This is a genomic window from Paucibacter sp. B51, assembly GCF_027863535.1.
GTDB lineage: Bacteria > Pseudomonadota > Gammaproteobacteria > Burkholderiales > Burkholderiaceae_C > Paucibacter_A > Paucibacter_A aquatilis.
In genome coordinates this window covers 609,356-621,493 of sequence record NZ_JAPIVN010000001.1, presented here as the reverse complement: position 1 = coordinate 621,493, position 12,138 = coordinate 609,356, and the positions used below count along the sequence as shown (strand labels likewise).

Sequence of the window (12,138 nt, the reverse complement as noted above, 5' to 3'; positions counted from 1 at the left end):
GGCGCTGAGCTCGTCGCTGTGATCGGCGTGCAGGAGACAAGGCAAGAGGTGACTTCGACATGAAAAAGTTGGGTGGCATTCAGCGCTGGCGGAGCACGGGTGCGGCACTGTGTATCTCGGGCGCTGTGCTCGGCTGTGGCGGGGGCGGAGGTTCTGGCGGCGGTGGAAGTTCGAGCGGCACGGTGGAAGCGACGGCGAAGATCAGTGCCGTTGCCTGGTCTGCGAGTGCCCTGAACGTGGAGCGCGATGTCTTTGCCACGGAATCGAGCTTGCCGAGCAAGGTCGCCCTGTCGCTGCGAAATACCGGGGGAAGCTACTGGTACAAGTACAGCTACGACAAGGCCTTTGCTGACGTCAGTCATTCTCATCGGACGGCCGATGAGGGCCTGGATTTCAGTGTTGGGTTTCCTTTGTTCCCGGCCCCAGCAGTCGGTAGCTATTCCGATACCTTGTCGGTCCTTCTTTGCTACGACGCGAACTGCAATCGCGAGGTGCCCGGCGGGCCTTTCAATCTGCCGATGCGCCTGGATGTCGGTTATTTCGCGGTCGCGGAAGCTGATGTCGAGCCCTTGCAGCCGGCGCAGACCACGGTACTGACTCACGATGTGCTCGGCGCGGCCTACAGCGCTGCGCTGGATGCGGTGGTCACCGTCTCGGCCCGCCCGACCGCGACTCTGCGGCTGCACGATCTGCGCAGCGGCCAGGTGCGCACGGTGCCTTTGGCGGTTCCGCCGACTTCTTTGTCGCTGAGCGCGGACGGCCTTCGCGCTGCCGTTGGCCATGATGCCGCTGTGACGCTTCTCGATCTGCGGGCCGAGAGCCCGGAGCCTGCGCGTCGCTTTGATGTGCCTCTTGCGGTGGGCTCGCTGGTCCTGGCCGGAGATCGGGTGGTGGCCATGGGTTCGGTCAGCAACAACTCCAACCCCATCTATTGGCTGGACACCAAGACCGGGCTTGCGAGCCGCTTCGACGCAGCGCTCGGTGGATTTGGGATCTATGGCACCGCCGCCTCTGCGCTGCATCCCAGCGGGGATCGGCTGTATATGGCCGATCTTGGCGTGTCACCCGATGATGTCTGGCGCATGGATCTGTCTGGCGATGCGGGGACCGGCAAGGCACGCAATTCGCGCTATCACGGCGAGCACCGCTTCTGTGGGCGCCTGGCCGTCGCGCCCAACGGGCTTCGCATCTACACGGCGTGCGGGACCGTCTTGAGCAGCTCGCCGAACTGGACCGACGATCTGGTGTATGCGGGAAGCATGAAGCTGTCTGCCACGGACACATGGGGCAATAGCGACTACAGGGCCGCGGCCTTGAATGTTGCTCCGGACAACGCCAGCATCGCCTTGCTGGAAGAGCACTGGCAAAACTGCCGCCCTTTGACCGGACATTTGAGCAAGTGCTACACCCGCTTGGCTGTCTACGACGCGACCACGCTGGAGCGGCGCAGCCTGAAGGGCCTGGCCCCGTATGTGCGCAACCGCGACCGCCTGCAGCAATGGGGCCGCCACCTCATGCATCGTTCAGACGGCAGCCTGCTCCTGCTGGCGGAAGTTCGCACCCAGAATGAAGCTACGCCCACCTGGTTGCTGCACCGCGTGAGCAAGCCCTGAGCGCATTCCCGCAGCGCGGGAGATCCCTGCGCGCCTGCCGTGAGGCAGTGCTGGCTTGAGCTGAATCGAAACGATCGATCAGAGGCGCCTGCCTCGCGGGCTCCGGGTTTCCACCCCCTTGCCTTGAACGACAACAAACGTAAACATTGCGACCGTTAACGCTTGTTGTCGATTGCGGTCGAGAGGCCGCGAAGTACAGAAAAGGTAAGGGGCCAGACGATGGGATCGATCTCCGACGCGGAAAGCCGCATCTTGCAAGTTCTTTGGGCGCAGCCCGATCTGCAGCCTTTGGCGGCCGAGGACATTGCCGCTGCGCTGGCGGCCCAGGCGGCCGAAGCGCCGGGTGAGGCCAGCGAGTGGCAGCTGGGCACGGTGAAGACCCTGCTGAACCGCTTGCTCAACAAGGGGGCGATCAGTGCCGAGCGGGACGGGCGGCGCTACCTTTACCGCCCCGTGCTGGAGCAGCAGGCCTGGGAGGGGCAGGAGTCGCTGGGTTTGCTGGACCGGCTGTTCCGCGGCCGGCTTTCGCCGCTGGTGGCGCATTTTTCGGCCCAGCGGCAGCTGAGCCCCGAGGACGTGCAGGCCTTGCGCGAACTGCTGGACCAGCAGCCGCCAACGGTCGCACCCACACCCGGCGCCAAGGCCAAGCCAGCGAACGCTCGGACAGCGGCCAAACGGCGAGGGGGTGTGCGATGAACAGCCTCGTTATCTCTGTGCTGGGCGATGTCGATGCCGGGTCGGCCTTGGCCTTGCTGGGCCGGGTGAGCCTGGGCTTCGGTCTGGGCTTGCTTGGGGTGCTGCTCTTGCGCCGGCCGCTGCGCGCGTGGCTGGGCGCGCAGGGCCAGTACAGCCTCTGGGCCTTGCCGCCGCTGATGGCGCTGGCGCTGGCGGCTGCGCCCGGCCTGGCGGCTCAGGCCAGCGGGGCCGAGGCGCTGCAGCTGCCCGCGGTGGTGATGGTGCTGCAGGCCTGGAGCGAGCCTGCGCGGGGCCTGTGGCAGGCGATCGCGCATGCCTGGCTGGCGGCCAGCCATCCGGTCGCCGCCCCTGCCTTGCTGCTGGCTTGGGCCGTGGGCGTGCTGGGCCTGGGCCTGTGGGCTGGCGTGCAGCACCGGGTCTACCGGCGCCGGCTGCGGCCCGGCCCGGGCCTGTGGTGGGCGCCGGCGGGCAGCAGCCCGGCCTTGCTCGGCTGCTGGCGGCCGCGCCTGGTGCTGCCGCAGGATTTTGTGCAGCGTTTCAGCGCCGAGGAGCGAGAGCTGGTGCTGGCCCATGAGCAGGGCCACGCCGCCCGCCACGACAACGCGTTGCGTGCGCTGGCCTGGGCCCTGGCGGCGCTGCAATGGTTCAACCCCCTGGTCTGGCTGGCCTTGCCCCGCCTGCGCCAGGACCAGGAACTGGCCTGCGATGCGCAGGTCTTGGCCAGGCGCCCCGAGGCCTGGCCGGTGTATGCCCAGGCCTTGCTCAAGGCCCAGGGCCTGTCTTCGGCAGTACCGCCTCTTGCCACGGCTTGGCAATCCACCCATCCCTTGATTGAAAGAATCGCCATGTTGAAGAAGATGAACCGTCTGAGCCTTGCCTCATCCACATCCTCACCCGCCTCCCACCTGCGTCGTCACGGCGGTCTGGCCCTGGCTTTGAGCCTGGCCGTGGCCAGCCTGGGCGTGTCGGCGGCGCTGTCGACAGGCGGCCAGACCGAGGCCCCGCCGGACACTGCGGCCAAGCCGGAGAGCGCCAAGACCTACTGCCACAAGATGGCGCGCCCGGAAGTCCCCGAGCTGAACATCCGCGGCGAGTTCATCCTGACGGCGCGCTTCAGCATCGACGCTTCGAACCAGGTGAAGGTGCTGAGCCTGCAAGGCGACGAGCGCCTGCAGCCGGCCGTGCGCCGCGCCATCGAGGCTTACCAATGCAGCACGGGCAAGAACAAGAAGTTGGTCGAAGCCATGCAGGAGTTCCGCTTCCGCTTTGATTGATTCGCGGCGGGGGCCGGCGAGCTGTGACCCGCGACCAGCGGCCCGCCGTGGCTGGCCCCTTTCGCTACAGTCGCCCCATCATGTGCAATCTCTACAACGTCAGCCCCAAGGAAGAGGTCGAGCGGCATTTCCGTGTGGTCGTGAAAGCCGGCGGGGCGGGCGAAGAGGCCTACCCGCAGGCGGCTGTGGGGCCCTTCGGGCGCGGCTTGTTCATCCGGGCTGGCAGCACCGCTGCGAGCGATGAACCCGGCCGCGAGGCCGTGATCGGCCAATGGGGCATGGTGCCGCTGCGTTCCAGGCAGCCGCGGCCGGCGGGGCGGGCGATTCTGACGAACAACGCGCGGATCGAATCGGTGGCCGAGCGGCCCACGTACCGCGATGCCTGGCTCAGCGGCCGGCGTTGTTTGATCCCGGCGCAGAGCTACCAGGAACCTAACTGGGAAACCGGCCGCAACATCTGGTGGCCGCTGCGCCGCGCCGATGGCCTGCCCTGGGCGCTGGCCGGCATCTGGTCGGAGTGGCAGCACCCCGAGACGGGCGAACTCATCCCCAACTATTCGATGCTGACGCTCAATTGCGACGCACACCCGCTGCTCAATCGCCTGCACAAGCCCGACCCGGCCCTGCCGCCGGACGCGCAGGACAAGCGCGCCGTGATGACGATACGGCCCGAGGACTGGCAGGCTTGGTTGCGCGGCTCGGTCAGCGAGGCGCAGGCCTTGCTGGCGGCCGAGCGCCTGCCGGCGCCGGAGGCGTTTGATCTGGGCCCGGCCGAACAGACCGACGCGCTACTGGCGCGCTTGCGCCAAGGGCCGCCGCAGGGCAGCCTGTTCTGAGCAGGACAAGGCTCAAGCCTCGTCCGCCCCCTCATCCTTGAGCCAGCCGATGCGCCCCTGGCCCGACTCCTGCAGCCGCGCCAGCAGGGGCGCCACGGCAGGCACAGGCAAAGCAAAACGGAACTCGACCTGGCTGCCATGCTGCACACCCAGCAGCTCGGCGCCGGCGCCTTCGATCTCGCGGCGCAGCAGGCCCTCAAACGCATAGGGCACGGTGCAGCGCAGGGTGTGCAGGGCGACGCGTGGCACTTTCTCGGCCTGCAGCAGGGCCTGGGCCACGCTGTCGGTGTAGGCGCGCACCAGGCCGCCGGCGCCGAGCTTGGTGCCGCCCCAGTAGCGCACCACGGTGGCCAGCACGCCTTCCAGATCCTGGTGGCGCATCACCTCCAGCATGGGCCGCCCGGCCGTGCCGCTGGGCTCACCATCGTCCACCGCCGCCGATTGGCCGCCGGCCAGCAGGGCCCAGCACACATGCACAGCGGTGGGGTGCTGTTCCCGAAGCTCTTGCACCCGCGCCAGCGCCGCCTCGCGCCCGCTGCAGGGCTCGACGCAGCCGATGAAGCGGCTCTTCTTGATGATCAGCTCGCTGTGGACGGCCTGGGCGATGGAGAAGCTCGAAGCAGGAGAGGACATGGGCGCGATTGTCCCCGAGCACCCACAGCCAGTCCGGGCGCGCGGCTCAGAAAGGCTGATGCCAGGCCAGGCTCACTTCGCGCGCCCGGGCACCGGCGCCGGGCCGGTCACCACCCAGGGCCATCTGCCAGTGCGTGCCCTGAAGGCGCAGGCTGAGGCGGCGCTCGTGCGCGGCCCAGTGCAGGCCCCAGCGTTGCAAGCCCAGGCTCTGGCTCCAGCCTTCGTTGGCCGCGGCCCAGTCCATGCCCAGCTCGGGCAGCAGCGGGCCGTAGCCCTGCAGCCGGATCAGGCGCAGCTGGGCGCGGCCCCAGCCGGTCTCGCCCTGGGCCCGCAGGGTCCAGCGCTGGCGCGCCTGCTGGCGGTAGGCGGTCTGGCTGTAGCGGCCGCTGAGCATGGGTTTGTAGATCAGGTAGCCGTCTTCGTCATAACTTTGGGTTTGCGTGGAGAGCTGCAGCCACTCCTGCGGCATTTGGCGCCAGCGCAGCTGGCCCAGGTTCTCGCCTCGCAGGGACAGGCACCAGGGCTGGACACCGGCCTGGCACCAGCCCAGCTCCGCCTGGGCCAGCAGGCCCCAGCCCTGGCGCGGGTGATCCTGCTGGAAGGGAAAGCGCAGCGTGTCCTGCACGCGCAGGCCTTGCAGATCGAAGGCATAGCTTTGTGAAGACGTCTGGTAACGGGCCGTGCCGTGGATCTCGGTCTCGCGCAGGCGGCGCAGCTGCAGGGCTTGCAGCTCCAGCTGGCCCTGCCAGCCCTGGCTGCCCAGGCTGGCTTCGCCCCAACGCCGCGCCAGGGCCAGCCCGAGGCCCGAGAAGCCGCGGTAGCTGAGGTCGACGCGGTAGTCCTGATCCTGGCCGGGCTTGCGGCGTTCGATCAGGCCCTGGGCCAGCTGCAGGCCCGAGGCGCCGGCCACGATGCTGGCGCTCTGGCGCCCCAGGGCGCTCAAGCGCCAGGGGCCTTGGTCCCAGGCCAGGCGGATCTCGTTCTCCTCGTACGCGAGGTTGTCACCCGCGCGGGGTTGCAGCGCGGGCGCGCCTTCGCGGCCCATCTGGCTGAGGCGGGTGGCATCGTTGAAGCGCTCGCTGCTGAGGCTGAGGCTCAGGCCGGCGCTCGAGCCCTGGGCAAGTGCGGCACTGCTGGCCAGCAAGAGCCAGGCGGCCCGCCAGGCGCGGTTCAGGGTGAGAGGTGCTGAGCGAGCGATGAAGGGGAGTGGAGCGGGCATGTGGCTGCTTCCTGGGCGCACAAAAGAACACGGGGGCATGATGCCCCCGTTGTGGCGGGGCGCAGCCAGGGCTGGCCCCAAGGTGGTGGTTCAGGCTCAGTTGAGCGACCAGAACTCGCCGTTGGTGAAGGTGATGCGGCTGCTGTCGAGGTCGATCACACCGATCTTGACATCGCCCTTCTTCAGGTCGAGCACGCTTTGCTTGCCGTCGGTGGCGAAGTTCAGGCCCGAGGTGGCTTCGCTGAGCTTGAAGCTGGCCTTGCCGTCGCTGGCCGCCTGGCTGGCGCTCAGGTTGATGACCAGGGTCTCGACCTTGTCCTTGTTCAGCACCTTGTACTGACCGTCCAGCTTGGCGTCGTTGGCGCCACTCCAGGCCGAGCTGCTCAGGCCCAGATTGAGCTTGAGCTGCGGGCGCTGGTCGGCCGTGAGGCTGCCGTCCAGGGCCAGGCTGACCTTGTAGTTGTTGGTGGCGGATTTGGGCAGGGTGTCGTCGTACTGGGCATAGCCGGTGAGGCTGGCGCTGATCTTGCCGGCGAAGAAGCTGGCCTGGGCCTTGCCATCATCGCCCTTGTTGCGCACGGCGCCGCTGAGCAGGGCCTCGCTGGGCGTGAGGGTCTTGCCGCTCTTGTCGTTGACCAGCTGGGAGACTTTGAATTGACCTTCGATCTCGGCCTTGGGCGTGCCTGCCAGCAGCTGCAGATTGAAGCCGCCCATTTCGCGCGCTTGCGAGCCGTCGGCGACGACCACGCTCTGCAGCTGGCTGCCGGTCAGGATGGAGAGCTCGCTGTCCAGGCTGCCGGCGCCGTCTTTGTAGATGGCCAGCTTGCCCTCGACGTTGACGGTCTCCACATCCCCCTTCTTGGCGGTGGCCGGCACGATCACATTGCGGCTGCCCTTGAGGCTGAAGCTGGCCTTGCCGTTGGGGTTGTAGAGGATGTCGGCCGAGCTCTTGGGTGCCGACACCTCGTCCTTGAACTTGGCCGGCAGCTCGCCCTGGATCTCAAAGCTCTTGATGCGCAGGGCTTCGACCGTCACCTTGACCGTGCCGCTGAAATCCACGGCCGGTTGGGATTGCAGGTCGTAGACCTTGAAGGCCTGGCCGGTGGAGCAGAAGTTGGTGTCCTTGCAGACGATGGCCTGGGCGCGTGCGCTGTAGCTGTACTCGCCGGCATTGCTGCCGGGTGTGATGAAGAGGCGATGGCGCACATGGGCCAGCACGTACTTTCCGCCCTGGTTGACATCGTTGAAGGCGGTCACGCCATAGCGCACCGAGCAGCCCAGGAAGCGGGCGTTGTCGGCCGATGTGGCGGCCACCGTGCGGGCCTCGTCCTGGTAGATGGTGCAGCCCACGGCATTGAGCTGGGCCGGACCGCCGGGCACCTCACCGTACAGACCGCCGCCGTTGTTGGGGCCCAGACCTTCCTTGTAGTCGATCAGACCCTGGATACCGCCCAGCAGGGCCGAGCTGGTGTGGGTGGCCAGCATGACCGGGGCCTCCACGCTGTCCAGCGCGGCGCCGAAGCGTTCGGCCTCCTTCTGAAGTGCGCCGGTGGTGGCGCCCGCATCGGGCTTGACCAGGGCCTGGGCCGAGCTGCGCAGCTCGTCGAAGAGCTTGCGCGCGGCGGCCACGTCACCACTGTTGCTGATCGGGGCCGGCTTGCCGTCGCCCTTGAGGTTGCCCAGGGCCACGTTGACGATCTTGTCGTCGACCTTGCCCTGGTTCAGCTCGGGCGTGGTGACGACCTTGTTCACCGCTTCGACCAGCTTGTCGGCGACATTGACGCCGCCCACGGTGCCCGGCTTGGTCGAATCGATCTTGGCGGATTCGGCCAGCTTCTGCACCACGCAGCGCACGCGCTCGCCGGCCTGGGTCTGGTCGGCGCAGCCGAGGGCGCCGTCCTTGGCCAGCTGGGCCACCGAGGTCAGCATGACGGCCAGCTTCTTCTCTTCGTCGGTGCTGGCGTTGGCGATGTCGGTGGGCTTCACCTTGGCCGGATCGAAGCCCAGCATCTGCACCACATTTGACTGCGCCTGGTCCTTGTTGGCCACTGTCAGGCCGCCACTGGCCTTCTCGGCGGCGGCGGTGGCCATTTCGGTGAAGGGGGTGATGTTGAGGTCGGTCTTGGTGACGCTGGCGCTGGCGGCCACCACGGCGCGCAAGGCGAAGCTGGCGGGCAGGGCCTGGGCCTGGCCGGTGATTTCATCCTTCTGCGTGGTGCTGCCATCGGCCTTGGCGCTGATGCGGATCACGTAGAGCTTGCCGGGCGTGGTGGGCACGCTGAGCGTGTACTTGCCGTCTTGATCGGTCTCGGTTTCCTTGAGCACGGTGGCGAGGTCGGCCTGGCCGTCGTCCTTGACCGGGTGGGCGCGCACGATGGCCTTGGCCAGCAAGCCCTTGGAGGCCACGCCGCTGACTTCCACCGGAGTGGGCGCAGGTGCCGGTGCGGGGGCTGGCGCCGGTGCGGGCGCAGGTGCAGGGGCTGGATCAGAACCACCGCCGCCGCCGCAGGCGGAGAGCAGGCTGGCGGCCAGCAATGCGGCCAGGGTGGGATGCGGAGCTTTCATGGGTCGGGCCTTTGGTTGCAGCTGCAAACGAGACGGAATGACAGGGCCGCCGGCGGTGCGGGCCGCTCATGCGCCCGCGCCGAGGCGAGGCGGCCTGCAGCGGAGCGGATGCTAGAACCGTCTCAGCGGGCACACCATCGTCCATTTGGCCGAGGTGTGGGTTTTTGCCGAAACATCTGGCGAGCTGCCTCGGGGCGCGCGCCGAGCTGGCCTGTCATGGGCCGCTGACATAATTTCCGCTCATGAACATCGCCTTGGTTGATGACCATACCCTGCTGAGGGAGGGGCTGGTGGCCCTGTTGTCACAGGCGCACCCGCAGATGCAATGCCTGCAGTACGCCAGCCTGGGCGCCTTGCTGACCGGGCTCGAGTCTCAGGGGGCGCCCGATCTGGTGCTGCTCGATCTGGGGCTGCCCGATGCACAAGGCCTCGATGCGCTGCAGCGCTTGCGCGAAGCGCTGGAATGGGTGCCGGTGATCGTGGTGTCGGCGGACGAGCGCCCGGCCACGGTGCTGGCCTGCCTGGAGGGCGGCGCGGCCGGCTTCATCCCCAAGACGGCGCATTTCGAGCTGCTCTGGTCGCAGCTCTCGGCGGCGCTGGAGGGGCGCATTGCCCTGCCGGCCAGTTTTCGGCTGCAGAGTGAGGAGCTGGGCGAAACCCCGCATTTTTCGGATCGCCAGCAGGAGGTGCTGGGCCTGCTCTTGCGCGGCCTCAGCAACAAGTCGATTGCGCGGCGGCTGGAGATGTCGGAATCCACCGTCAAGACCCATCTGGCCGTGATCTTTCGCAAGCTCAATGTGAGCCGTCGCGCCGAGGCCATGGTGGTGGCGGCCCGGCTGGGCTTCAGGTTGCCGGCTTGGTCGGCAGAACCGGCGCTGTTGTCGTCTGCGACAGCAAGGCTTGCAACACCTGCGGGCTGAAGGGCTTTTGCAACGTCGGCCATGCGGCGCTGCGCAGGATGGCGCCCGAGGCAGGGTCCAGGTCGGCGGTCATCAGGGCCAGGCGGCTGGGCCCGCCGAGGCTGGCGATGCGTTGCAGCAGCGTTTCACCCTTCATGCCGGGCAGGCGATGGTCGGCCAGCACCCAGTCGGGGGCCGGGTCGGGCGGCGCCGGCCATTGCGCCCACAAGGCCTCGGCGGTGTCGAAGCTGCAGACGCAGTGCCCCCAGGCTTCCAGCTGTTGGGACAAGGCCTGCTGAAGCTCCACATCGTCCTCCACCAGCCAGATGGTTTGCGGCGCCACGGCCGGGCTCTTGTCGGCCTCGCTGGGGCCGCTGGGCGCTGGCGCCGCGGAGGCTTCGCTGGGCGCTTCGCAGTGCGGCAGCAGCACGCTGAAGCAGCTGCCGCGGCCCGGCGCTGAACGCAGCTGCAGCGAATGGCCCAGGCGGCGCAGCGCCTGGTCGACGATGGCCAGGCCGAGACCGCTGCCATGCTGTCGGCTGCGCGCGGGGTTGCCCAGCTGCACAAAGGGTTCAAAGATGCGCTGCTGCGCCTCGGGCGGGATGCCGGGCCCGCTGTCGCGCACCTGCAGGCAGAGCTGGGCGCCCCGCCGGCGCGCGACCACCATCACCGAGCCCTGGCTTGTGTGCGTGATGGCATTGCTGACCAGATTGCGCAGCACCTGCTCCAGCAGCAGCGGTTCAGAACGCACCCACAAGGCGCAGGGCCGCACGCGCAGGCGCAGGCCGCGCTCGCGCGCCAGCGGGCCGGCGTGCACCAAAACCGCATCCAGCAGGGGCTGCAATCGCAGCGGCGTGGTTTGCACGGGCCGGTCCTGTTGATCGAGGCGCGAATGATCGAGCAGGCCTTTGAGCAGGCGCTCAAGCCCGCGCACGCCTTCGCCGGCTTGGTCGAGCAGCTGGCGCAGCCGCGGTTCCTGGGTCTGGAGTCGCGCCATGCCCACCAGCAGGCCCAGGGCGGTGACAGGCTGGCGCAGGTCGTGGCTGGCGGCGTCCAGCAGCCGGCTCTTGGCCAGATGGGCGGCTTGCAGCTGGGCGGTGCGCTCGGCCACCTGGCGCTCCAGTTCGGCCTGCTGGCGCTCACTCTGGCGCAAAGCCACCACCAATCGCTCCGCCAGCAAAGTGGCGAAGGCGATCATGGCCAGAGGCTGGATCCAGGGCATGGCGTAGGCATGCATGACGCTGAGCCGACCCTGACCGACCAGATAGTCGAACACGGCTGCCCCCATCATCAGCAACATCGCCCCCGCCAGGGCAAGTCGGCGCCAGCCGCCGACGCGGAAGGCGCGCAGCCCCACCAGGCCCAGGGCCGGCAGGCCCAGCAGCAGCACCACGGGGTAGGCCCAGCTGCGCCAGGTTTCCAGGGCGCCCAGCCACGAGGCCAGCACCCCTCCCAACAGCAAGGGCCAGGCGGTCCAGCGCAGGCTGTGGCGGTACCAGGGCAGGGCGCGTTCGGACCAGGCGAGGGCAAAGCGACCGAGAAGCTGGATGCTCGCCACCTGGGCCAGGTAGAAAAACAGGTCCAGGGCTTGCACCCAGGCGAGCGGCAGGCTCAGGCCGTACACGCTGTTGCGCAGCGAGGTGAGCAGGCACAGCCAGGCGAACAGGCCCAGGCTGCGTTCGTGGCGACGCTCCATCCACACCAGCAAAAGCAGCAGCGAGAAGCCGGCAGCCAGCATATTGATCCACTGCGGCAGCTGGGCTTCGCGCCAGCGCATCCACTGGTAGCCGGGCTCCAGCTCGGCAGCGGGGCCGATCCAAAGGTCGGAGAGGCCGGCACGACGCTGGTAGTACAGCTCCAGCACGAGTTCGTTGGGCCCCGGTCGCAGCAGGGCGCTGGGCAGCTCCAGCCAGGTTTGGGCCGGGGAGGCATGCAGGCGCATGGCCTCCGAATCGGCTTGCTCGTGCACCACGGCGCCGTTGAGCAGCACGCGATGCAGCCGGCTCAGGCGCTCGGCGCGCAGCGCCCAGGCCTGGCCATGCGGGGGCGCATGGTCCAGCGTGAAGTGCAAGCGGTAGCGCCCCTGCCCTCGGGCGGGCAGACCGCGTTGGCGCCAGGTGTCGGGCAGGCTGATCTCTTGCTCAAGCGGCGCCAGCTCATGCGAAAACTGGGCTTGGCGCAGGTTCAGGCGCTCCTGGCCCTGCGCGTGGGAGATTTGCCCAAACAGGACGAAGAGGATCAACAGGCTGGGCCAGAGCTGGCACCCGCGCAAAACGAGGCGTGGGAACATGAAGCCATTGTCCCGTGATCGATCCTGGCCGGACTTGGGGGTGATCCTGGGGGCAGCGCTTGAAGGAGGCTTCGGCGGCCCCAAGCCCTTGGGAACATGCTTAAATCATCTTT

At 68.2% G+C, this 12,138-nt stretch carries 9 protein-coding genes; 5 read left to right on the top strand and 4 right to left on the bottom strand.

What is annotated here, in order from left to right; genetic code table 11:
* Window positions 1–59: 59 nt before the first annotated feature.
* The 4 genes from OOB33_RS02640 to OOB33_RS02625 all read left to right on the top strand — a co-directional run bounded on the left by OOB33_RS02640 (window position 60) and on the right by OOB33_RS02625 (window position 4,419).
* Window positions 60–1,613 (top strand): YncE family protein, encoded by a 1,554-nt coding sequence (locus tag OOB33_RS02640; RefSeq protein ID WP_271007539.1) that lies wholly within the window; start codon window positions 60–62, stop codon window positions 1,611–1,613.
* A gap of 219 nt (window positions 1,614–1,832) precedes the next feature.
* Complete coding sequence (locus tag OOB33_RS02635) at window positions 1,833–2,309, top strand: BlaI/MecI/CopY family transcriptional regulator (protein ID WP_271007538.1); 477 nt, start codon at window positions 1,833–1,835, stop codon at window positions 2,307–2,309.
* Entirely contained in the window at window positions 2,306–3,583 is a 1,278-nt protein-coding gene (locus OOB33_RS02630; RefSeq protein ID WP_271007537.1) for a M56 family metallopeptidase, read from the top strand. Before OOB33_RS02635 ends, OOB33_RS02630 begins: the two co-directional genes overlap by 4 nt.
* Window positions 3,584–3,663: 80 nt before the next feature.
* Window positions 3,664–4,419 carry an SOS response-associated peptidase gene (locus OOB33_RS02625; RefSeq protein ID WP_271007536.1) on the top strand — a complete coding sequence of 252 codons (756 nt, stop codon included), beginning with the start codon at window positions 3,664–3,666 and terminating at the stop codon, window positions 4,417–4,419.
* Between the two features lie 12 nt (window positions 4,420–4,431).
* Here OOB33_RS02625 and OOB33_RS02620 read toward each other — a convergent pair whose 3' ends face one another.
* The 3 genes from OOB33_RS02620 to OOB33_RS02610 form a co-directional block, all read right to left on the bottom strand.
* Window positions 4,432–5,052, bottom strand: a complete 621-nt coding sequence (locus OOB33_RS02620; protein WP_271007535.1) for an IMPACT family protein — start codon at window positions 5,050–5,052, stop codon at window positions 4,432–4,434.
* A 46-nt stretch (window positions 5,053–5,098) separates the two neighbouring features.
* Complete coding sequence (locus tag OOB33_RS02615; protein ID WP_271007534.1) at window positions 5,099–6,271, bottom strand: hypothetical protein; 1,173 nt, start codon at window positions 6,269–6,271, stop codon at window positions 5,099–5,101.
* Window positions 6,272–6,367: 96 nt separating this feature from the next.
* Window positions 6,368–8,836: a hypothetical protein gene (locus tag OOB33_RS02610; protein ID WP_271007533.1), complete on the bottom strand. Its 2,469-nt coding sequence runs from the start codon at window positions 8,834–8,836 to the stop codon at window positions 6,368–6,370.
* A 242-nt stretch (window positions 8,837–9,078) separates the two neighbouring features.
* On the opposite strand from OOB33_RS02610, the gene OOB33_RS02605 reads away from it, so the two are divergent.
* Entirely contained in the window at window positions 9,079–9,756 is a 678-nt protein-coding gene (locus OOB33_RS02605; RefSeq protein ID WP_271007532.1) for a response regulator, read from the top strand.
* Here OOB33_RS02605 and OOB33_RS02600 read toward each other — a convergent pair.
* Window positions 9,680–12,025 carry an ATP-binding protein gene (locus OOB33_RS02600; protein WP_271007531.1) on the bottom strand — a complete coding sequence of 782 codons (2,346 nt, stop codon included), beginning with the start codon at window positions 12,023–12,025 and terminating at the stop codon, window positions 9,680–9,682. The genes OOB33_RS02605 and OOB33_RS02600 overlap by 77 nt on opposite strands.
* Between the last annotated feature and the right edge of the window lie 113 nt (window positions 12,026–12,138).

Coding starts and splice junctions, on each gene's coding strand:
- OOB33_RS02600 (WP_271007531.1), bottom strand. CDS start 12,025: ATGTTCCCACGCCTCGTTTTGCGCGGGTGCCAGCTCTGGCCCAGCCTG.
- OOB33_RS02620 (WP_271007535.1), bottom strand. CDS start 5,052: ATGTCCTCTCCTGCTTCGAGCTTCTCCATCGCCCAGGCCGTCCACAGC.
- OOB33_RS02625 (WP_271007536.1), top strand. CDS start 3,664: ATGTGCAATCTCTACAACGTCAGCCCCAAGGAAGAGGTCGAGCGGCAT.
- OOB33_RS02605 (WP_271007532.1), top strand. CDS start 9,079: ATGAACATCGCCTTGGTTGATGACCATACCCTGCTGAGGGAGGGGCTG.
- OOB33_RS02630 (WP_271007537.1), top strand. CDS start 2,306: ATGAACAGCCTCGTTATCTCTGTGCTGGGCGATGTCGATGCCGGGTCG.
- OOB33_RS02640 (WP_271007539.1), top strand. CDS start 60: ATGAAAAAGTTGGGTGGCATTCAGCGCTGGCGGAGCACGGGTGCGGCA.
- OOB33_RS02615 (WP_271007534.1), bottom strand. CDS start 6,271: ATGCCCGCTCCACTCCCCTTCATCGCTCGCTCAGCACCTCTCACCCTG.
- OOB33_RS02635 (WP_271007538.1), top strand. CDS start 1,833: ATGGGATCGATCTCCGACGCGGAAAGCCGCATCTTGCAAGTTCTTTGG.
- OOB33_RS02610 (WP_271007533.1), bottom strand. CDS start 8,836: ATGAAAGCTCCGCATCCCACCCTGGCCGCATTGCTGGCCGCCAGCCTG.